Below are 20,040 nucleotides of genomic sequence, written 5' to 3'. Positions count from 1 at the left end.
AAGATGTCAACGGTCACCGTCCCGCCCGCGTCAGGCGCTCTCCCGCCGGCCAGATGCCAGACGTGTTCGCGTACGTCGGCCCGTGCGGCGCGGATGGCCCGCAGAGCCTTCTGGCCGGAGGCTGCGAGGGTGCCGACCAGGCGGGAGACAGTCGGGTCGGAGGCGACCGGCCCGAACACGGCCGTTCAGACCGCAACGTCGCGATGTCCGCGAGGCAGTCCCCACCGAGTGCGACCGCCAGGGCGACGTCCAAGAGGATCCTGCCGGAATCGTGGACGCCCGCGGCTTCCGCCACGGAGCAAGAGCCGCAGATATGGCCTGGTCAAGCCCACTCTTGCGGACCGCTTCCACGAGCAGGACCGAACCGGCCTGTGAGACGACCTGACGGCCGTCGTCCCGGACAGGCAAGCGAGCGTACGACCCGATACTCCTCTTCACCTGAGGAGTGCAGCTTCCTGACGACGAACAGGACCCTAGACAAGTCCCATCGTCCCAGGTCAGACGCACTCCTCGCTTATTTGATCAGCCACCGCACAGCCCACCTCGCGAAAGCGCGAGGCTAGTGGTCGACGGCGTCGAGGAGCAGGTAGCCGGGGAGCTGCCAGGCGGAGGGTGCGGGTGTGTCGGGTGCTCAGGCGGTGAGCCAAGGGGCAGGGGTTGTCCGCAGCGGGGTCGGGTGAGATGGCGAATGGGATCGGGCGAAGCGGTCTGGTCATCTCAGGCGAGGCATCCGACTTGTCACATACGCTCATTCAACAGTCTTTCTGGTACCAGATGCGAAGATCGACGGCCTGCGGCTCGTCAAGGCGGTTCTATGGCTCATGGCCGTGACACGCGCTGGGTCCCCAACACGCTTGAGTCGAGGGCCCCATTGGTCCAGGCCCGAAATATCGGGTCGCGGAAGACAGGTGATGGAAATGCGAGATGAGGCCGCCAAGCGGGTCGAGCTGGTTTTCTCCCTCTTCGACGCCAACGGCGACGGAGTCATCGACTCCCACGACTTCGACCTCATGACGGGCCGTGTTCTGCAGGCGGCAGCCGCTTCCGACGACGACGCCAAAGCCGCTATCCGGGCTGCGTTCCGCCGCTACTGGACCACGCTGGCCTCTGAACTGGACGCCAATGGCGACGGTGTGATCACCCTGGACGAGTTCCGTCCCTTCGTGCTCGACCCCGAGCGTTTCGGTCCCACGATCGCCGAGTTCGCCGAGGCCCTCTCCTCGCTCGGCGACCCCGACGGGGACGGCCTGATCGAGCGGCCCCTCTTCGTATCGCTGATGACGGCGATCGGCTTCGAAGAGGCGAACATCCATGCCCTCTTCGACGCCTTCGGTCCGGACGCCGAAGACCGCATCACCGTGGCCACTTGGGCCGCCGGCATCAAGGACTACTACGCTCCGGACATGGCCGGGATCCCGGGCGACGAGCTGGTGGCCGCCCGGGCCGGCTGACACACTCCGTCAGCGGCCTTTCCCGGCCGCGGGCGGCACCGCTACGGCGTCACCGAAGTACCGGCTTCCACCGGGACGGCCCGAGCGTTGCGGGCGTCATGGCTAGGGCTTGCGCGCGAACACCCACCGGTTTCCCTCCAGCGCGTCGTTGGGCTCGGGAAGGGGGCCGCGTCGGTGCCGGCGGGTGAAGTCGAAGGGCGTGTGCATCGAGGTGGACCAGCCCCTGGCCGTCAGGGCGCCGGCGGAGTCGGGGCGTGGCCCCTTGTCGAAGAGGTTCAGCAGGTCGATGCCGATCTGCTCCCGCGTCGCCGTGTAGATCGGGCTGTCGCGGTACGCCTGCAGGTCCTTCTCCAGCTTGGCCTCGAAGGCCAGAGCACTGCCTCCGGCGGTCAGCCTGTCCACCGTGTCGATGAGGTACGTCTCGGCGGGGCCCGGCAGGTAGAAGAGGAGCCCTTCGGCCAGCCAGACACTCGGTGCGGCCGGGTCGAAGCCGACGGCGGTCAGCGCGCCGACCCAGTCCTCGCGCAAGTCGACCGGTACGGTGACGCGCTTCGCCTTCGGGGCAGCCGACAGGTCCGTGAGCACCCGCTGCTTGAAGGCCAGCACGCCGGCCCTGTCGATCTCGAAGACGACGCAGTCGGACGGCAGATCCAGCCGGAAGGCGCGGGTGTCCAGCCCCGCTCCCAGCAGGACCACCTGGCGGGCGCCCGCACCGACCGACCGGAGGAGGAAGTCGTCAAGCGCCCTCGTCCGCAGGCCGAAGTAGCGGGCGAACCGCCCCCACAGCGGGTTGGCGTCCCCGTCCCGGGCCTGCTCGATGCGCACCGGCCAGTCCGCACAGGCAGGAGCTGCACGGACGAAGTGCTCCGCGTAGGCGTCCCGGGCCAGACAGTCATGGCGGTGGGTCTCGATGGCCCGTGCCGCGGAGACGAGGAGGGCCGTCAGGCCCACACCTCCCTCCACGCCTTCCACGTCCGTGTGCTGGGGCGTCGTGCCTGCCATGCTTCCTCCGTCGGCGGAAGTGGGGGATGAGGGATGCTCACTGGTCGGATGGGGTGGGTCCTCGGTGCCGTGTGCGTCGCTCACCGGCTTGTTCTCTCCGGGAGCAGGACGGGTTTGACCACACGGCCCGCGTCCAAGTCTCGTTCGGCCTCGTGGATGCCGGCCAGCGGGTAGGTGCGGATCAGCTGGTCGAAGGGGAAGCGTCCGGCCTGCCACAGTCCGATCAGCCGGGGTATCAGCACCCCGGGTACGGCGTCCCCTTCGCAGATGTGACGAATGCTGCGGCCGCCCTCGAGCATCCCCGGTTCGAGCGCCAGCGGAGTGTGGAGACGCGCCACCAGGCCGAGGGTGCCGGTGGGACGCAGGGCGTGCAGCGCCCTGTGGATGAGCGGGGGTGAGGCCGTGGTGTCCAGCGCGTACTGGGCGCCGCCGTCGGTCAGCCGCCGGATCCGTCCGGCCAGGTCTGGCGAGGCGGCAGGCAGGGGGGTCGCGCCGAACCGGTCGGCCGAGGCGAGCCTGTCAGGGTGCCGGTCGACGGCCACGGTCAGAACGCCCGCGGCGGTGGCCGCCATCACCGCGGTCAGACCCACCGCTCCCGCCCCGAGGACTACGAGGGTGTCGCCGGGGCCGGCGCCGAAGGTGTTCAGTACGGCGCCGGCGCCGGTGAGGGCACCGCAGCCGAGGGGCCCGAGCAGTTCGAGCGGTAGTACGGGGTCGACCCGTACGGCGTTGCGAGCAGCAACCAGGGCGTACTCGGCGAATGAGGACTGGCCGAACCACCTGGGTGCCAGTGCTTGACCGGTCGCGTCGGTGAGCCGTGGCGGTTCCTCCTTGCGCCCCCCGAAGAGATTGAGGGAGGCGAAGGAGTCGCAGTAGGCGGGGGCCGCGCCGCGGCAGGTCCGGCAGTGTCCGCAGGAGTCGAAGCTCAGCACGACGTGGTCCCCGACGCCGATCGCGGCGTCCGGGCCGCCCCCCGTCCGCACCACGACCCCGGCGCCCTCGTGGCCGAGGACGGCCGGCACCGGGCTCCGGCCGGCGGATCTCCGGACCGCGAGATCGGTCCGGCACATCCCGGTGCCCGCGATCTCGACCAGGATCTCGCCGGCGGCGGGCTCCGTCCGCAGAACCACCTCCTCGACCGTGAACGGGTTCTCGTACGCGCGCAATACGGCTGCCTGGAACCTCACGGTCACGCCTCCTGCGGGCGGTGGACGACGAACGGCCGGAGGTTGCCGTACAGCCCCCACGGCCCGCCCGCGACGCCGACCCCGCTGTCCTTGACACCCGCGAAGGGCTGGGCGAGGGACAGTTCGGCGTGATGGTTGACCCAGGCCGTGCCGCATTCGAGCCGCTCGGCCACCGCCTCGGCCCGGTCGAGATCGGTACCCCACACGGAGCCACCCAGTCCGAAGCCGGTGCCGTTGGCCGCGTCGACGGCTTCGTCGAGGCTCCGGTACGGGAGCACGGGCAGCACCGGTCCGAACTGCTCCCCGGTTACCACCGGAGCGCCGGGCGGCACGTCGGTGAGGATCGTGGGAGCGAAGAAGTAGCCCGGCCCGTCCAGCCGGTGGCCGCCCGCCGCCGCCCGGGCACCGTCCGCGAGGGCCTGCTGGGTGACCTGCTCGATCCGGGCCAGCTGCGGGGCGTTGTTGACCGGGCCCAGCCGGGCGTCGGGGTCGAGGCCGGCCCCGACGGTGACGGTCTTCGCGCGCTGCGCGAGTGCTTCGACGACCTCGGCGTGCAATCCGGCCGGGGCGTAGACGCGTTTGACCGCCATGCAGACCTGCCCGCAGTTGCGAAAGGCCGCCCAGAACAGCCGGTCCACGATCCGGTCCACGTCGACGTCGTCCAGCAGTACGGCAGCGTCGTTGCCGCCCAGCTCCAACGTGACCCGGGAGAGTGAGGCCGCCGCCGCTTCGGCGACGGTCCGCCCGGTGGAGACCGAACCGGTGAAGGTGACGTGGCGGATGCCCGGATGGGAGGCGAGACGGGCACCGAGGGGTTCGCGGCCGGTGACGACGGTCAGGACGTCCTCGGGCAGGGCGGTAGCAAGGACGGAGTCGAGCAGCCGGGTGGCCAAGGGGGTGAACGGGGACGGTTTGAGGACCACGGTGTTGCCCGCCGCGAGCGCGGGAGCGAACTTCGCCGCCGCGAGCTGGAGGGGAAAGTTCCACGGCACGATCGCGGCCACCGGCCCGAGCGATCGCCAGCGGACCTCGCTGCTCACCGGCCGGCCGTCGACGATCCGCCGGGTTCTGGGGGCGAGGTCGGCGAAGTAACGCAGGCGGGCCGCCGTACGGGCGACCTCCGCGTACGACTCGGCCAGGGGTTTGCCCTGTTCCCGGGTGAGCAACCGTGCGAGGTCATCGCCGGCCGCCTCCACCGCGCCGGCCGCCATGCGCAACGCAGCGGTGCGTGCGGCGGGGTCGGCCCGCCAACCGGGCCAGGCCCGGTGGGCCCGGTCGACCACGGCGTCCAGCTCGTCCGGCTGCTGATCGGGAGCTTCGTCGAAAGCCTCCCCGGTGGCCGGGTCGACGACGGGGAAACGTATGGCCAGGCGTCCGGGGAAGCGAGCGGCCTCAGAGGTCGGCATGACGGCCCTCAGTGCACGGAGGAGACGCCGACGGTGTGCTCTGCGGCGTGCCGGTCCATCTCCGCCCGGAAAGCGGCCACCAGATGCGGCTGGATTCTTCCGGTATTGCGGTCACCGCCCTCACAGACCGCTCCCCGCACGCCCACGATGTCCGTACCGATGCGGGTCAGCGGACCGAGGTCGGCCTGCGTGACACTGCCCGCGAGAGCCGCGAGCCGGCCGGACGCGTGGGCCAGCCGGACGAACTCCGCACACACGTCCGGCAGTACGTGGTCGAACAACCGCGTCCCGTCCTTGACTGCGGTATCGAGCATGGCCGCGTCGGCGCCGGAGCGGGCGGCGATGTCGGGCACGGCGAGCGGATTGACGCAGCCGATCCGGTGGGCGTCGGCGTAGCCCGAGGCGACGACGAGCGCGTCCGGGCGGTGGTCCTTCACTGCCCGGACGACCGCGCGCATGACCTCGATGCCCTGATCAGGCGTCGTGCATCCGTAGAGGCCGACTTTGATGTACGTGGCCCCGGAGACGACCGCGCCGAGTGCAGCCTGGGCTACCGTGCCGGGCTTGTACGGGACATCCCCCACGGTCGCGGACACCGGCTTGTCCGCCGGGACCGCGTCGCGGATCTCCCTGATGACCCAGGGGAAGTTCGCGCCGAGGGAGCCCTCGTCAGGCTTCTTGACGTCGACGATGTCGAGATGCTCCGCCGCTTTCGCGCAATCGAGAGCCTCCTCGACACCGTCCGGGGAGATGAGAAGCAACACCCTGACCTCCTTCGCCGCCAGTCCTCCGCCCGGCCAAGGGGCAGGGGACCGGGGTTCGCCTGGCTGATGTGCGGTGTGCTCATCATTTCCGTCACTCTCGGGAACCGGGAGGGCGCACAGAGTACCCAGGATGTTCAGGCCCGCACCCACGCGCCGTTCATACCGGAGTAAACCATGCCATTGATGATGATTCGTTCGGCTGGCGAACAGCTCACCTCTCCGGAGGTCCTCTTGGACGGACCGGGGCCAGAACCCCCTTGCCATGACGAGCGGTTCGCCCGCTTGGAGTCGGACGGCACCTGGGCGAACTTGCTGGAGCCCTCCCAGGTACGCGACGACGGTGCGTGTCTCGCCGTCGTTGGGGTACCCGGACGCGGCAGCAACGCATTCATCGCCATGAACGGAGGTCAGCCTCATGGGACTTGGCGGAAGCATTCTTCTGATGGCCGCGGGTGGCATTCTCGCCTTTGCCACCAACTGGGACGTCAACGGTCTGGATGTCCAGGTGATGGGCTGGATCATGATGCTCGCCGGCTTCGTCGGCCTTGTCGTCATCTCCAGCGTGCAGCGCCGCCGCCGCGCGGTCGCGCCTCCCACCGAGGCGGTCGTCGAGGAGCGGCATCGCTACTACGAATAGCGGCGCACGGCCACCGGTGTTCACATCCGCCGAGGCGTGGTACCCGCCCCTCGATGACGGACAAGCAGACGACGCTTATGCCATCGGACCAGCTCACCGGGCGAGGGAGTGACCCTCATCCGCACCGCGGGTCTGCTGCCGCACGCCGGCAGCGGAGGAGAAGCGTTGCCGGACGGCCGACGTGCCGCTCCCGTGGCGCAACCCCGGGATCCGGTGACCTTGTGGCGCCGGCCTCCCGGCACCGGGGACGGCCGACGAGCGTTCGAACAGATCAGGGAGAGGACGATTCATCATGGCAAGCACGCAGGGCAAGTTGCGCGAGCAGGTGGATACGGCTCGTGGCCGACTGGGTGGCGGTGTCGAGGGCGTGAAAGACCGGGCCCAGAAGGGGGCCGCGGACGTCAAACGGGTCGTCGACGACAAGACGCCGGACCGGGTGCGTCACGCCGCGGGGCGCGCGGGCCATGTGGCCGAGCGGGCGGCCCGTACGGGGAAGAAGCGCCCGGTGCCGGCGGCGACCGCCGTCGGTGGTGCGGTGCTGGCGCTGGTCTTCCTGCTCTTCCGCCGTAGCCGGCGCAACGGCCGCTGAGCGGGGCCGGCACCACCGGCACCGGTTTCTCGACGTCGCCCTTCCGGGCCCGGCGCTCCCCAGGTCGCTCTTCCGGCTAGGGGTCACGCCGGGCCCGGACGCCGGTGGCCCCGGCTGCCGCAGGTGCGTCGCGAAGCCGTTGCTCGGCCCGGTCACCTCCCGGTGAGTTTCCTGACTGGTCTGGCGGTGATGGCGTACTCGGTGAAGTGGCCACGTGCGGTGAACCCGAGGCGAGGTGGACGGGTTCGCCATCGGCGGATGCCCGCCTCAAAGCCACGGCGCTCGTCCGCCAACTGAAATACTCGGTCTCGGCGCGGCGGTCTCGGCTCCTGCGTGGCTACTGGTCCCAGGCTGCACCGAGCGCCAGCAGGCGCTCGCGGTACTCGATGACCTCGACCCATTCCGGCGGCCAGGCCGCCGCCCCGTGGCACGCGCCGGCGAACGCCCCGGCCAGCGCGGCAATCGAGTCGGAGTCCCCGCCGGAGTAGGCGCCGCGGCGCACGGCGGCCGGCGGGTCGTCGGGGTGCTGGAGGAAGCAGAACAGCGCGGTGGCGAACGCCTCCTCGGCGATCCACCCCTCGCCGGTGGCCAGGCAGGGGTCGGCGTCCGGATCGGCGTCCGGCAGCGCGGCCTCGACCCGGTCCAGGACGGCCAGGCACTCCTGCCAGCCACGGGAGATGAAGGAGACCCGGTCCACATCCTGGGCGTGCTCGGCCAGATCGCCCAGCCAGTCGGCCCGGTACACCGTCCGGTTCGCCTCCGCGTAGGCACGCAGCAGCGGCAGCAGGTCCTGCGGGTCCGTGCCCTGGACCAGCAGGTGGACGGTGTGCGCGGTCACATCGCCGGCTGCCAGCGCGGTGGGGTGCCCGTGGGTGAGGCCCGACTGCAACTGGGCCGCGCCGGAGCGCTGTTCAGCACTCATCCCCGGGACCAGGCCGATCGGCGCGACCCGCATGTTCGCCCCGCAGCCCTTGGACCCCACCACGCTCGCCCGCTGCCAGGGACCGCCCCGCTCCAGCGCCTCGCACGCGCGCAGGCACGTCCCCCCGGGAGCCCGGTTGTTCTCCGGCGAGTGATACCAGCTCAGGAAGTGCGCCCGCACCGGCGGTTCCATGCGCCCGGCGGTAAGCGGCCCGCCGGCCAGCACCGTGTGCAGCGCCTCGCCGAGCGCGAGCGTCATCTGCGTGTCGTCCGTGACGTACGCCGTGCCCGAGGAGACCGGCAGCGGCAGCGAACGCCACTCCCCGAACTCCGCCTCGATCCGGGCGAAAGTGCTGAACTCCGTGGGAAAGCCCATGGCATCCCCGATGGCCAGCCCCAGCAGTGCCCCCGTCGCACGCGTCATCCCGCACCCACCCCATCGTTGTTCCGGTCCCCCGATCCTAGGAGGCCCGGGCAGCCCCGGCAGCGGCGCGCCCCCAGCCCCTCGGCGACCAGCCCGTCGCCCCACACGCCCAGCACCGCGCCACCCGCATCGTCCAGTTCCCGGCCCGAAGCGGAGTCGGCGAAGAAGGGCGCACGAGCGGCGGCAAGCGGCCTCGATGCCTCCCTTCAGCGCGACAACGGTCGGGCGCGCCGCGCGGGAGCCGGCCGGCTCGCCAAGCTCCCGCGCAGCAGCGCAGGCTTCAGTTCCCTTTCCGGCAGATGCCTGTCAGCCGGTCGTCATTGCGCACGCTCGCTGCCCCCGAGGTGCTGAGGACGTGGCAGCCGGCGTCCACCCGGACGGCGATGCGGTCGCCGTCGCGTTCGCCCCGGACGGGGCTGCCGTCGACGAACACCACCGCTCCCTCGTGGCCCTCGGGTACGGGCACACTGACCGTCCCGGTGGTGTTGCCGGGCACCTGGACGCCGAGGTCCTGCCGGTCGCCGGACCGGTGGAAGGAGACCGCGATCGTGCCCTTGACCGTCGGGAGCGTGACGGAGCCGAAGCGTTGGTCGCCTGTCTGGGGCTTGACCTGGAAGGTCGCGTAGCCCGGCGAGGTGGGTTCGATGCCGTACATGTCGCGTGGGATGACGTAGGCGGGAGCCGTCGCCCAGGGGTGCGACCAGGTCATGTTGCTCTTCTGGCCCGGGTCCCAGGCTTCGCCGGTGGCGCCGGCGCCGATGTCGAGCATGTGCAGCCAGCCGTTCGTGCCGGTGGAGGTCAGCAGGTCGAGCGCGTCCTGACCGTGGCCGGCGCCGTACAGGGCCTCCAGCAGGAACCCGGAGCAGTAGACGCTGCAGGCCATGCCGCGGGAGGAGATGTAGTCCGCGACTGCGCCGCGCCGGCCGGCGTCGTCCGGGACCCCGAACGCCGACGGGAAGACGCTCGCGTGCACCGCGTGGTGGCCGGTCGGGACGTCGTCCCTGTCCAGTCCGTCGTCGTAGGCGCCCTGCCCCGGGTCGTAGAACCTGGTGTTCAGGGCGTCGCGGATCGTCCGGGCCTTCGCCCGGAATTCCTCGGCGTCGCTCGTGTGGCCGAGTTCGCGGGCGATGGTCTCCATCTGCCGGTAGTTGCTGTACGCGAGGGCGTTGAGGACGGTGTTCTGGTCGGTGAACCGGTAGCCGTCGCGCTGGCTGTCGGGCCAGTCGACGATGGCGTCGCGCTGGACGATGGTGCCGGTGGCCGGGTCGTAGTCCTCGTCGAGCAGTTTCGGCTTGAGCGTGTCGTAGGCGCGCTCGATCTGGGCGGTGGATCCAGTGCGTTGCCAGGTGTCGTACACGGCGCTGATCACGTACATCGGCCATTCGGTCGGCCAGGTGCGGTTCTCCTCGAAGTAGTCCATGGAGTACTGGCTGAGCGTCGGGTCCTCGGCGAGGTGGAGGTTGGACAGAAGCTGGATGTAGGCGTCGGCCTCGTAGTTGGTGCGTTCGCGGGTCCAGGAGTCGGTGAAGAAGTTCTGGTTGGCGGTCTCGATGGTGTCCTTGGTGAACTGCCAGACCCTGACGAGATCGGGGTCGGAGGAGGTCAGCTCGGCCGCGTCGCGGTCGAAGGGGTAGACCATGGCGAGCGCGCTCAGGTTCTCCTTCGTGATCGGGACGGGTGAGTCGACGATGTTCAGGTAGCGGAAGACGCGCATGCCCCAGGTGTCGAGGGTCTGCCGGCCGTCTCGGAGGGTGAGCACGTCCTCGTACGTGTTGCCGGTGCGCATCCGGTAGCGGGCGGTGTGCGGAGCCGACAGTTCCTCACCGAATCGCAGCCGGACCTGCTGGTCCTGCCGGCCGTCCAGGGTGAGCCGGACGCCGCCCATCCAGGTGCGGCCGAAGTCGACGAAGTAGTCGCCGCCGCCGAGATCGACGATCTTCTGGGGGGCGTGCGTCTGCTCCTCGACCTTCGCGAACGGTGTGGGGGCGAGCTTCTCGTACGGCTCCTTGACCTCGGGGGCGGTCCAGCCCTGGCCGGTGAAGCCCGGCTTCCTGAACCCGTCCGGGAACGCGGCCATGGTGACGTCTTCCCGGGGGGCGTACCAGTAGTTCGTGCCGATGCTCTCCGTCGACGTCCAGATGTCGCTTCCGGTCCTGGCCTGCCAGCCGGCTCCCGTGCCGAGGGTCTGGGTGGTGCCGTCGGTGTAGCGCACGATCACGTGGGCCTGGAAGCGCCGGTCCTTGGTGGCGTAGGCGATCGCCGAGAGCGTGTGCGGGCCGCGTTCGCGGAGCCGGTCCGTGAGGTCGAAGCCGTCGTAGCGGACCTCGTCGCCGGTCGGGCTCGTCGGCCCGAGCCCGACGAACTCTCCGTCCAGGTACATCTTGTACACGTACTGCTTGGCGCTGGAGAACGCGGAGCCGGTGGCAAAGACGGTGGCCCAGGCGACCTTCTTGCCCGGCGCGAGCGAGAAGTCGTCCCGGAACAGCGCCCAGTCGTTGGCGAGGTTGGCGTTGAGGCAGTCGACTCCGGTTCCGAGGCTGAGCGCTCCGTCCTGGACGGTCCCGCAAGGGAAGCCTGCCGCGGGATCGTCGAAGTCGTTGCGGTACAGCTCGTCACCGTCGCCGGTCAGGTCGGTGACGCGGACATCGTCCACGACGCCCGTCTCGCTGCCGCCGTTGCGGAAGCCTATGACGCCCTCGGCGTAGGTGGTGTCGGTACGGCGGTCCACGACGCGGCCGTCGAGCGACGTGGTGAGGGTGGAGCCGACGGCTTCGATGCTGACCCGGTGCTCGGCGCCGGTCTTCAACTCCGTCCCGAGCGGCACCGGGGCGCCGGCACGGAATGTGCCGTCGGTCTGGATGTGCGGCACCAGGGTGCTGGGGTTGGCGGCGCCGGCCGCCCGGAACTGCCACATGTAGCCGTTCCTTTTGTCCGGGGACCGGAAGCGCACGCCGAGCGCGGTACGGGTGACCGTGAGCGTCAGGTCGACGCGGTAGTCGGTCCACTTCTCACCAGCGGGCGGGCGGGGCCACACGGGGGCCGAATTTCCCCAGTCGGCGCCGGGACCTGTGCCGAACGAGGCGGACTCGGACCACCCGGAGGGCCGGCGGTCGTCATCCCAGACCTGCACGCGCCACCGGTACCGCTCCCCCGCCCGGAGCGCGGGACCGGCGTAGCGCACCGCCGACGACTGCGCGGATGCGACCTTGCCGGTCGCCCACACCGGGCGGCCCGCGCCGACGCGCGTCACCTCGATCTTGTACGCGCCCTGCCGGCGCAGCGCCGACTGCCAGCCGAACTCGACCGTCCCGGTGATGTCCACGTCCGTGGGAGCCGGCAGCGAGTTCGTCCGCAGCCCGGTCGGCGCCGACGGCCGCTCGGGCGCGCGGGACACTCCCTGCTCGTCCGTGGTCCCCGCGGCCGGCGCGGTGAGGGCGGCGACCGACGCGAGCACCGCGGCCACGACGGTGACGGCGCGCCAGGGCCCGGGTCTTCTTCTCCGAAGTCTCATGGGTGCCCCCTCATTTATTGAAACGATTCAATTTATGTGTGCAGCGGAACCGTATTTCGCTTTAAATCCCGCGTCAATATGCGCTGACACGATTCATGGAATCTGAAGACGTCCACTCAGGCCCACCTCAGTCGGCGGCGTCGGTGAGCAAGGGACCCCGGCAGAGCGGGTGTTGGCCCGACGACCCGGCATCGGTGGCGGCGGTCTCTGTAACGCGCCTGAAAAGAGCGCGGGCTAGCGTGGCCGGACTCCGGGCAGGGACGGCCCCGGAGGGAGCCGAGCCGGAAGGCAGGTGGGACGCGTGCGACTGACCCCCCGGGAGCAGGAGCGGCTGCTCATCCATGTGGCCGCGGACGTCGCCGAGAAGCGCCGGACGCGCGGCCTGCGGCTCAACCACCCGGAGGCGGTCGCGCTCATCACCTCCCACGTACTGGAAGGCGCCCGCGACGGCCGCAGCGTCGCCGACCTGATGGCCTCCGGCCGCAAGGTCCTCACCCGCGACGACGTCATGGACGGCATCCCCGAGATGCTGCGCGACGTGCAGGTGGAGGCGACCTTTCCGGACGGCACCAAGCTCGTCACCGTCCACGACCCCATCGCCTGACGGGAGGACCGCGTGATGATCCCGGGAGAGATCCGCTACGGCGACGGGGCCGTCCGCCTCAACGAGGGCGCGGACGTCGTCCGGCTCACCGTGCTCAACGCCGCCGACCGGCCGGTCCAGGTCGGCTCCCACTATCACTTCGCCGAGGCCAACCCGGGCCTGGAGTTCGACCGCGCCGTCGCCCGCGGCAGGCGCCTCGGCATCGCCGCGGGCACCTCCGTGCGCTTCGAGCCGGGCGTACCCGTGGAGGTCGCACTGGTGCCGATCGCCGGCCGGCGCGTGGTGCCGGGGCTGCGCGGCGAGACGGGCGGGGCGCTCGATGGCTGAGCTGTCCCGGGCCGCGTACGCCGACCTCTTCGGGCCGACCACCGGCGACCGCATCCGGCTCGCCGACACCGACCTGCTGATCGAGATCGAGGAGGACCGCTCCGGTGGCCCGGGGCGCGCGGGCGACGAGGCGGTCTTCGGCGGCGGCAAGGTCATCCGCGAGTCCATGGGTGTCTCCCGCGCCGCCCGCGCCGACGGCACCCCCGACACCGTGATCACCGGCGCCGTCGTTCTCGACCACTGGGGCATCGTCAAGGCCGACGTCGGTGTCCGCGACGGGCGCGTCACGGCGCTCGGCAAGGCGGGCAACCCCGACACCATGGACGGCGTGCACCCCGAGCTGGTCATCGGCCCGGAGACCGAAGTCGTCGCGGGCAACGGCAAGATCCTCACCGCGGGCGCCGTCGACGCCCACGTCCACTTCATCTGCCCCCAGCTCGCCGACGAGGCGCTCGCCTCGGGCGTCACCACCCTCATCGGCGGTGGTACGGGCCCCGCCGAGGGCAGCAAGGCCACCACCGTCACCCCCGGGCCGTGGCACCTGGCCCGGATGCTGGAGGCCATGGACGGCGTCCCCGTCAACGTCGGCCTGCTGGGCAAGGGCAGCACCGTCTCCAGTGAGGCGATGCGCAGCCAACTGCGCGGCGGTGCCCTCGGCTTCAAGATCCACGAGGACTGGGGGGCCACCCCCGCCGTCATCGACGCCTGCCTCGCCGTCTGCGAGGAGACCGGCGCGCAGCTCGCCCTCCACAGCGACACCCTCAACGAGGCCGGCTTCGTCGGCGACACCCTCGCCGCCCTCGCCGGCCGCACCGTCCACGCCTACCACGCCGAGGGCGCCGGCGGAGGCCACGCCCCCGACATCATCACCGTCGTCTCCTCCCCCCACGTCCTGCCCAGCTCCACCAACCCGACCCGCCCGCACACCGTCAACACCGTCGAGGAGCACCTCGACATGCTGATGGTCTGCCACCACCTGAACCCTGCCGTGCCCGAGGACCTGGCTTTCGCCGAGTCCCGCATCCGGCCCACGACGATCGCCGCGGAGGACGTCCTGCACGACCTCGGCGCCATCTCCGTCATCTCCTCCGACTCCCAGGCCATGGGCCGCATCGGCGAGGTGGTGCTGCGCACCTGGCAGACCGCACACGTGATGAAGAAACGGCGCGGTGCACTGCCCGGCGACGGCCGCGCCGACAACCTGCGGGCGCGCAGGTACGTCGCGAAGTACACGGTCAACCCCGCCGTCGCCAACGGCGTCGACCACGAGATCGGCTCCGTCGAGCCCGGCAAGCTCGCCGACCTCGTCCTGTGGGACCCGGCGTTCTTCGGCGTCAAGCCGCATCTGGTGATCAAGGGCGGCCAGATCGCGTACGCGCAGATGGGCGACGCCAACGCCTCCATCCCCACCCCGCAGCCGGTCCTGCCGCGCCCCATGTACGGCGCCGCCGGCCGCGCCCCGCACGCCAACTCCGTCTCCTTCGTCTCCCCGCTCGCGCTGGACGGTCACCTCCGCGACCGCCTCGGGCTGGGCAAGCCGATGGTCGCGGCCAGCTCCACGCGGTCGCTGACCAAGGCGGACATGCGGCTGAACGACGCGACACCGGACGTACGGGTCGACGCCGACACCTTCACCGTGACCATCGACGGCGACGTGGTCGAGCCAGCCCCTGCGGCGGAGCTGCCGATGGCCCAGCGCTACTTCCTGTTCTGAGCCATGCCGCCCCCGCCCGCCATCCGCGCCGCGCTGCTCGTACTCGCCGACGGCCGCTTCCCCGCCGGCGGCCACGCCCACTCCGGCGGCGCCGAAGAGGCCGTCGCCGCCGGGCGGATCACGGACGCCGTGGGGCTGGCGGCGTACTGCCGCGGCCGGCTGCACACCGCCGGGCTCACCTCCGCCGCCCTGGCCGCCGCCGCCTGCGCCGGAGCCGACCCGCTCCGCCTCGACGAGGCGGCCGACGCCTGCACCCCCTCCCCCGCCCTGCGCGCCACCGCCCGCAAGCTGGGCCGCCAACTGCTGCGAGCCGCCCGCGCCGCCTGGCCGAACGCGGAGCTGGACGCCCTCGCCGAGGCCCGCCCTCGCGGCGTCCACCAGCCCGTCGTCCTGGGCCTCGCCGCGCGGGCCGCGGGCCTCGGACCCGGCGACGCCGCACACGCGGCCGCGTACGAGGCGGTCTCCGGGCCGGCGACCGCGACCGTACGGCTCCTCGGCCTCGACCCCTTCGAGGCCACCGCCGTCCTCGCCCGCCTCGCCCCGGAACTGGACGACGTCGCCGCGCGGGCCACGGCGGCGGGTGTACGTGCGGCCGCCGCGGGCCGAGCCGAAGTAGGGGCCCTTCTGCCCGCGGCGGGCGCCCCGCTCCTCGACATCGCCGCGGAGGAGCACGCCGTCCGGGCGGCACGGCTCTTCGCCTCGTAGGCAGACCCCGGCCGACCCGGCCGAGCTCGTGAGAACCCAGGGAGACGGCATGCACCGCGACCACCCGGAGACCACTCCGCAGCGCTACTCCTACGGCACCGCCGCGCGCCGCCTCGGCACACTCCCGGCGCCGGCAGGGCCGGCAGGGAGCGCCATCCGCGCGACCCCACGCCGCGCCCTGCGGGTCGGGCTCGGCGGTCCGGTGGGCTCCGGCAAGACCGCCATCGTGGCCGCGCTGTGTCGGCTGATGCGCGACGAGCTGGCGCTGGCCGTCGTCACCAACGACATCTACACCCGCGAGGACGCCGAGTTCCTGCTCCGCGAGGCCGTACTGCCGCCCGAGCGGATCACCGCGGTCCAGACCGGCGCCTGCCCGCACACCGCCATCCGCGACGACATCTCCGCCAACGTCGAGGCCGTCGAGGAACTGGAGGCGACGGTGGGGCCCCTCGACGTGGTCCTGGTGGAGTCCGGCGGCGACAACCTCACGGCCACCTTCTCCCGCGGCCTGGCCGACGTGCAGCTCTTCGTCATCGACGTCGCGGGGGGCGACGACATCCCCCGCAAGGGCGGGCCCGGCGTCACCATGGCCGACCTGCTCGTCGTCAACAAGGTAGACCTCGCCCCCCACGTCGGCTCCGACCTCCGGCGCATGGCGCGCGACGCGCGGACCCAGCGCGGCGAGAAACCGGTCGTGTTCACCTCTCTGGCGCGGGAGGGCGGCGTGCGGCCGGTCGCGGACTGGCTCCGCGAGCGCGTCGCCGCATGGCGTACGGCATGACGGACCCCGGGGCCGCACACGCCGACCGTACGGACGGTCCGGCCCAGCGCCCGCCCGGCCCCCGCCGGTCCGCCGCGCGCGTGCCCGCCGGCGAAGTCCGCGCCCGTGCCCGTATCACCGCCGCCCCCGACGGGCGCGGCGGCACCGCCCTGCCGGAGCTGGCCGGGGACGGACCGCTCGCCCTGCGCCGGATCCGGGCGGGCGCCGGGGAGGCGCGGGTGTGCCTGGTCGGGGCGATGGCCGGGCCACTCGGCGGCGACCGGCTGGGGCTCGACGTGCGTGTCGAGGCCGGTGCCGCCCTGAGCGTCACCAGCGCCGCCGCGACCCTGGCGATGCCGGGCACCGCCGGCGAGACCGCCCGCTACGACGTGCGCCTCACCGTCGGCGACGGCGCCGTGCTGCGCTGGCTGCCCGAGCCGATGGTCTCCGTGCGCGGCAGCCGACTCCACGTGACCTACCGCGTCGACCTCGCCCCTACCGCCCGCCTGGTGTTCCGCGAGGAGCAGGTGCTCGGCCGCGCCGGTGAACCGCCCGGCCGGCTCGTCTCACGCCTCACGGTACGCAGCGGGGGCCGCCCGCTCCTCGACCAGACCACCGACTACGGCCCCGGCGCCCCTGCATGGGACGGCCCCGCCGTGCTCGCGGACAACCTCGCTGCGGGACAACTGCTCACCGTCGCACCCGAGTTCCACGACGCTCCGGCCGGGCCATGCGTCCTCGCCCCCGGCCGCGCCGTCCTCACCCCACTGCCTGGCCCCGGTACCCTCGCCACCGCCGTGGCCCCGGACGCCCAGATCCTCCGCACCCTGCTGGACGACGCCCAAGCGCGGGCCACCTACCGCGGTCGAAAGCCCTGAAGGGTGCGACAGAAGGTGGTGTCATGGCGGGTGGCCCGCGTGCCGAAAACGCCCGGGCTGTGCCGGTTCATCCCGCGGTCTGGACCGTGATGCCTGGAGGCGTCTGGATCGTCGGGGTGCCGTCGGCGGACAGGGCGATCTCCAAGGGGGCGCCGGCGAGTTCGAGGCCCGTGGCGCGGAGAGGGAGGAGGGCTCGGGGGACCTGCGGGGAGATCGTCAGTGTGGCGTGGGGAGCGTCGGGGGTGAGGCCCAGTAGCGACTGCAGGACCAGGACCGCGGACGCCGCTGCCCACGCCTGCGGGCGGCAGGCCGCCGGGTACGGGGCCGGACGGCTGCCGGAGTCGGTGCCGTAGCCGGCGAACAGTTCCGGCAGCCGGGCGCCGAAGTCCCGGGATGCGTGGAGCAGGCCGGTGGCCAGGGCGGCCGCGGGCTCCGGGAAGCCGGCGCGGACCAGGCCGTGGACGGCGGTGGCCGTGTCGTGCGGCAGACCGAGCCGATGTGGTGGCCGAACGGGTTGTAGCCGCCGGAGTCGCTGCTGAGCGTGCGCAGTCCGAAGCCCGAGTCGAGGTCGCTGCCGGCGAGCCGCTCGGCGAGCAGCGCGCTCTCGTCCGGTTCCAGCAGGCCGGTGCCCAGCAGATGTCCGAAGCCTGAGGTCACCGAGTCGACGGGGCGCTTGTCGCGGTCCAGGGCGACGGCGGGGTACAGGCCGCGGGCGTCCTCGACCCGGAATGCCTCGCGGAACCGGGACTTCAGGCGCTCCGCCCATGCCCCCAGCGGTCCGCGCCCGGCCGGCCGAAGGCGCGCAGCAGCGCGGCTCCGCCGCGGGCGGCCTCGTAGGCGTAGCCCTGTACCTCGCACAGGGCGATCGGCGGCTCCGCGAGCCGGCCGTCGTGGTACTGGATGCCGTCGCGGGAGTCCTTCCAGCCCTGGTTGGCCAGGCCCGCGCCGGTGGTGTCGACGTGCTCCAGGAAGCCGTCGGCGTCGCCGTACTCGCTCATCCAGGCCAGGGCCCGCTCGCGTGCGGCAGCAGCGCCTCGACCTCGGCCGGGTCCAGACCCCAGCGCCGGGCGTCGTGCAGCAGGGTCACCCACAGCGGGGTGGCGTCGACCGTGCCGTAGTACACGGGCGGCAGCGTCGCGGACTTGCCGGACAGGCGCAGGCCCGCGCGGCGTACCTCGTGGAGGATCTTGCCCGGCTGCTCCTGGGTGGCCGGGTCGGTGACGGTGCCCTGGCGGTGGGCCAGGATCCGCAGCGTGCTCGCGGCGAGCCGGGTGCCGAGCGGCAGCAGCATCCGCACGGCCCACAGCGAGTCGCGGCCGAAGAGCGTGGCGAACCAGGGGGCTCCGGCCGCGAGGAAGAGGTCGTCGGGGCGCCGGAGGTCGGCCAGCAGGAGCCGTTCGAGGTCGGCGGGGGACCGGTCGAGCCAGGCGTCGAGCCGGCGGTCGGCGCTGCGTACCCGGGGGGTGCGCCAGGGTGGGCTGCCGGGGGCCGTGGCGGGGAACGGCTCGCCCTCGGCGTCCTCGGCGGTGCACACGAGGTCGGCGTCCCACACGTCGCCGGGGGCCAGTGCCACGTCGTAGTGGAGCCGGCCCCCGGCGGCGCCTGCCTCGATGCCGGTGGGCGCGGGAAGCCGGTCAGGCGTACCGTCACGGTGGCGTCGGTCCAGACGAGCGTGGTGCCGCTGGCGACGTCGATCACGGCAGCGGCCGGGCCCGGCGGCCGGCCCGCTTTGATCTGCTCCATGGGGATCCGTACTGGGACACCTGGGGCGTGACGGTCCAGGACCCCGACGGTTATCTGCTGGTCCTGACCACGCGGAACTTGGCCCCGTCAGCCGCGTCGATAGCCGACCGATGGCGAAGTCCGACGCGTGCGGCGCGGCTCGAATCGCTGTGACCGCGCCGCTGTCTCACACGCTGATCACTTCGATCCCGGCGTCGGTGAGGCGAGCGATCATGTCGCCCGAGGCGGCTGAGTCGGTCACCAGGACGTCGATGCGGTCCAGGCCGCAGATCCTCGCGAACGCCCGTCGCCCCAGCTTTGAGGAGTCGGCAGCCACGATCACCCGGTGGGCGCGTTCGGCGAACAGGCGGCTGATGCTCGCCTCTTCCTCGTGATGAGTCATCAGTCCCAGACTTGAGTCCACACCGTCGACGCCGAGGATCGCGACATCGAGCGCCACGTCGCTCATGACGCCGCTGGCCAGTGGGCCGACGAGTTCGTATGTCTGGGGACGCGCGACGCCGCCGGTCAGCACCAACTTGATCTGCGGCCGGACCGCCGCTTCGCTCGCGATGTTCAGGGCATTCGTCACCAGGGTCACGCTGGGCGCCGGCGTGCCCGCAACCTGCTCGGCGCCGTCTCCCGCTGCCCGGATGATCAGTGCGCGGGCCACCTCGGTCGTGGTCGTACCACCATTGATGCCGACCACTATCCCCTGGCCGATCTGATCGGCGACCGCCTCCGCGATACGGCGCTTCTCCGCGGCGTTGTGCACGGACCGGTAGCGGAGCGGCAGTTCGTAAGACACCCCATGGGCGATCGCTCCGCCCCGGGTACGCACGAGCAACTGCTGCTCAGCCAGCTCGTCGAGGTCTCGGCGGATCGTCGCCGCCGAGACCTCCAGCACCGATGCAGCCTCCTCCACCTCGAGCCGCCCGTTCTCGGCCAGGTGCTGCAACAGCCTGCTCCACCGGTCGTGCTTGGACATCCCACCGCCCCTTCTCGCGACAGTCCGCCGAGCATCGTAGCCCTCTGCGCAAGTGCACGATCACGCATCGTGGCCCCCTCGACCGAGCCGTCGTAGGTCCGTCAGGTCACAGTTCGGGGTGACATCTGGACGAGGAGCATCTCTGGATGCATACTCACGCCACACAGGGTGCGCGATACTGCTCTGAGAGCACCAGATTCAATCAACTTCAAGCATCCGCTCGAGAGTCTTCCCACGAAGGTGGCGTCAGAGATGCGCAAGAGCACGATCAGGATCCTCACGGTCTGCGCTGTCGGTGCGCTGGGCCTCACGGCTTGCGGTGACGACGGGGGCGGCGGCGACGGTGACGGCGGTGCCACCACGATCAAGTTGGTGGCGGCGGATTACGGGGATAAGGCGTCGAACGCGTCGAAGGTGTACTGGGATGACGTGGTCAAGCGTTTCGAGGCG

At 71.8% G+C, this 20,040-nt stretch carries 18 protein-coding genes and 2 pseudogenes; 10 read left to right on the top strand and 10 right to left on the bottom strand.

Going from position 1 to position 20,040, the window contains the following annotated elements:
* Positions 1–2 precede the first annotated feature (2 nt).
* Positions 3–438: pseudogene (locus tag FB457_RS34500) on the bottom strand (transposase); the annotation flags it as partial.
* Positions 439–917: 479 nt separating this feature from the next.
* Here FB457_RS34500 and FB457_RS34495 point away from each other — a divergent pair.
* Entirely contained in the window at positions 918–1,451 is a 534-nt protein-coding gene (locus FB457_RS34495) for an EF-hand domain-containing protein (protein WP_047019668.1), read from the top strand.
* A 102-nt stretch (positions 1,452–1,553) separates the two neighbouring features.
* Here the strand turns inward: FB457_RS34495 and FB457_RS34490 are convergent, their stop codons facing one another.
* The 4 genes from FB457_RS34490 to FB457_RS34475 all read right to left on the bottom strand — a co-directional run bounded on the left by FB457_RS34490 (position 1,554) and on the right by FB457_RS34475 (position 5,810).
* Positions 1,554–2,453: a class I SAM-dependent methyltransferase gene (locus tag FB457_RS34490; RefSeq protein ID WP_047014225.1), complete on the bottom strand. Its 900-nt coding sequence runs from the start codon at positions 2,451–2,453 to the stop codon at positions 1,554–1,556.
* Between the two features lie 80 nt (positions 2,454–2,533).
* Entirely contained in the window at positions 2,534–3,640 is a 1,107-nt protein-coding gene (locus FB457_RS34485; protein WP_145784632.1) for an alcohol dehydrogenase catalytic domain-containing protein, read from the bottom strand.
* Positions 3,641–3,642: 2 nt separating this feature from the next.
* Entirely contained in the window at positions 3,643–5,046 is a 1,404-nt protein-coding gene (locus FB457_RS34480; RefSeq protein ID WP_145784630.1) for an aldehyde dehydrogenase family protein, read from the bottom strand.
* A gap of 8 nt (positions 5,047–5,054) precedes the next feature.
* Positions 5,055–5,810 carry a (5-formylfuran-3-yl)methyl phosphate synthase gene (locus FB457_RS34475; RefSeq protein ID WP_047014228.1) on the bottom strand — a complete coding sequence of 252 codons (756 nt, stop codon included), beginning with the start codon at positions 5,808–5,810 and terminating at the stop codon, positions 5,055–5,057.
* 415 nt (positions 5,811–6,225) lie between these two features.
* Between FB457_RS34475 and FB457_RS34470 the strand changes: the two genes are divergently transcribed.
* Both FB457_RS34470 and FB457_RS34465 read left to right on the top strand, forming a co-directional pair.
* Positions 6,226–6,447 (top strand): DUF6458 family protein, encoded by a 222-nt coding sequence (locus FB457_RS34470; protein WP_047014229.1) that lies wholly within the window; start codon positions 6,226–6,228, stop codon positions 6,445–6,447.
* A 292-nt stretch (positions 6,448–6,739) separates the two neighbouring features.
* Complete coding sequence (locus FB457_RS34465) at positions 6,740–7,036, top strand: hypothetical protein (protein ID WP_047014230.1); 297 nt, start codon at positions 6,740–6,742, stop codon at positions 7,034–7,036.
* A 337-nt stretch (positions 7,037–7,373) separates the two neighbouring features.
* Here FB457_RS34465 and FB457_RS34460 read toward each other — a convergent pair whose 3' ends face one another.
* Both FB457_RS34460 and FB457_RS34455 read right to left on the bottom strand, forming a co-directional pair.
* Positions 7,374–8,381 carry an ADP-ribosylglycohydrolase family protein gene (locus FB457_RS34460; protein WP_145784628.1) on the bottom strand — a complete coding sequence of 336 codons (1,008 nt, stop codon included), beginning with the start codon at positions 8,379–8,381 and terminating at the stop codon, positions 7,374–7,376.
* Positions 8,382–8,661: 280 nt separating this feature from the next.
* Complete coding sequence (locus FB457_RS34455; RefSeq protein ID WP_347615721.1) at positions 8,662–11,892, bottom strand: family 78 glycoside hydrolase catalytic domain; 3,231 nt, start codon at positions 11,890–11,892, stop codon at positions 8,662–8,664.
* A 301-nt stretch (positions 11,893–12,193) separates the two neighbouring features.
* Here FB457_RS34455 and FB457_RS34450 point away from each other — a divergent pair, with 301 nt between their 5' ends.
* Genes FB457_RS34450 through FB457_RS34425 form a run of 6 tightly spaced genes read left to right on the top strand, consistent with a single transcriptional unit; the run spans position 12,194 to position 16,880 of the window.
* Positions 12,194–12,496, top strand: coding sequence for an urease subunit gamma (locus FB457_RS34450; protein WP_047014232.1), 303 nt, complete (start codon positions 12,194–12,196; stop codon positions 12,494–12,496).
* A gap of 15 nt (positions 12,497–12,511) precedes the next feature.
* Entirely contained in the window at positions 12,512–12,823 is a 312-nt protein-coding gene (locus tag FB457_RS34445) for an urease subunit beta (RefSeq protein WP_047014233.1), read from the top strand.
* The gene (locus FB457_RS34440) at positions 12,816–14,537 is read left to right on the top strand and encodes an urease subunit alpha (RefSeq protein WP_145784626.1); all 1,722 of its coding nucleotides are present in this window, start codon (positions 12,816–12,818) and stop codon (positions 14,535–14,537) included. Before FB457_RS34445 ends, FB457_RS34440 begins: the two co-directional genes overlap by 8 nt.
* Before the next feature lie 3 nt (positions 14,538–14,540).
* Positions 14,541–15,242: an urease accessory UreF family protein gene (locus FB457_RS34435; protein WP_145784624.1), complete on the top strand. Its 702-nt coding sequence runs from the start codon at positions 14,541–14,543 to the stop codon at positions 15,240–15,242.
* A 49-nt stretch (positions 15,243–15,291) separates the two neighbouring features.
* Positions 15,292–16,023, top strand: coding sequence for an urease accessory protein UreG (gene ureG, locus FB457_RS34430; RefSeq protein ID WP_047014236.1), 732 nt, complete (start codon positions 15,292–15,294; stop codon positions 16,021–16,023).
* A complete protein-coding gene (locus FB457_RS34425) occupies positions 16,008–16,880 on the top strand; it encodes an urease accessory protein UreD (RefSeq protein ID WP_145784622.1) in 873 nt (290 codons plus the stop codon). The genes ureG and FB457_RS34425 overlap by 16 nt, the downstream gene beginning before the upstream one ends.
* Positions 16,881–17,629: 749 nt before the next feature.
* Here FB457_RS34425 and FB457_RS34420 read toward each other — a convergent pair.
* The 3 genes from FB457_RS34420 to FB457_RS34405 form a co-directional block, all read right to left on the bottom strand.
* The gene (locus FB457_RS34420) at positions 17,630–17,878 is read right to left on the bottom strand and encodes a hypothetical protein (protein ID WP_052770179.1); all 249 of its coding nucleotides are present in this window, start codon (positions 17,876–17,878) and stop codon (positions 17,630–17,632) included.
* Positions 17,875–18,453, bottom strand: a complete 579-nt coding sequence (locus FB457_RS34415; protein WP_078898096.1) for a hypothetical protein — start codon at positions 18,451–18,453, stop codon at positions 17,875–17,877. The genes FB457_RS34420 and FB457_RS34415 overlap by 4 nt, the downstream gene beginning before the upstream one ends.
* Positions 18,454–18,789: 336 nt before the next feature.
* Positions 18,790–19,590, bottom strand: coding sequence for a DeoR/GlpR family DNA-binding transcription regulator (locus FB457_RS34405; RefSeq protein ID WP_047014237.1), 801 nt, complete (start codon positions 19,588–19,590; stop codon positions 18,790–18,792).
* Between the two features lie 252 nt (positions 19,591–19,842).
* Between FB457_RS34405 and FB457_RS34400 the strand changes: the two are divergent.
* Positions 19,843–20,040 (top strand): annotated as a pseudogene (locus tag FB457_RS34400) (sugar ABC transporter substrate-binding protein); the annotation flags it as partial.

This window comes from Streptomyces sp. CNZ287, from assembly GCF_007827615.1.
Note: the sequence above shows the minus strand (reverse complement) of the source record. Positions and strands in the feature narration are given on the sequence as shown.

Bases quoted from the DNA above. Each gene is read 5' to 3' on its own strand.
- FB457_RS34495 (WP_047019668.1), top strand. From the start codon at position 918: ATGCGAGATGAGGCCGCCAAGCGGGTCGAGCTGGTTTTCTCCCTCTTC.
- FB457_RS34490 (WP_047014225.1), bottom strand. From the start codon at position 2,453: ATGGCAGGCACGACGCCCCAGCACACGGACGTGGAAGGCGTGGAGGGA.
- FB457_RS34480 (WP_145784630.1), bottom strand. From the start codon at position 5,046: ATGCCGACCTCTGAGGCCGCTCGCTTCCCCGGACGCCTGGCCATACGT.
- FB457_RS34470 (WP_047014229.1), top strand. From the start codon at position 6,226: ATGGGACTTGGCGGAAGCATTCTTCTGATGGCCGCGGGTGGCATTCTC.
- FB457_RS34465 (WP_047014230.1), top strand. From the start codon at position 6,740: ATGGCAAGCACGCAGGGCAAGTTGCGCGAGCAGGTGGATACGGCTCGT.
- FB457_RS34460 (WP_145784628.1), bottom strand. From the start codon at position 8,381: ATGACGCGTGCGACGGGGGCACTGCTGGGGCTGGCCATCGGGGATGCC.
- FB457_RS34455 (WP_347615721.1), bottom strand. From the start codon at position 11,892: ATGAGACTTCGGAGAAGAAGACCCGGGCCCTGGCGCGCCGTCACCGTC.
- FB457_RS34445 (WP_047014233.1), top strand. From the start codon at position 12,512: ATGATCCCGGGAGAGATCCGCTACGGCGACGGGGCCGTCCGCCTCAAC.
- FB457_RS34440 (WP_145784626.1), top strand. From the start codon at position 12,816: ATGGCTGAGCTGTCCCGGGCCGCGTACGCCGACCTCTTCGGGCCGACC.
- FB457_RS34435 (WP_145784624.1), top strand. From the start codon at position 14,541: ATGCCGCCCCCGCCCGCCATCCGCGCCGCGCTGCTCGTACTCGCCGAC.
- ureG (WP_047014236.1), top strand. From the start codon at position 15,292: ATGCACCGCGACCACCCGGAGACCACTCCGCAGCGCTACTCCTACGGC.
- FB457_RS34425 (WP_145784622.1), top strand. From the start codon at position 16,008: ATGGCGTACGGCATGACGGACCCCGGGGCCGCACACGCCGACCGTACG.
- FB457_RS34420 (WP_052770179.1), bottom strand. From the start codon at position 17,878: ATGAGCGAGTACGGCGACGCCGACGGCTTCCTGGAGCACGTCGACACC.
- FB457_RS34405 (WP_047014237.1), bottom strand. From the start codon at position 19,590: ATGTCCAAGCACGACCGGTGGAGCAGGCTGTTGCAGCACCTGGCCGAG.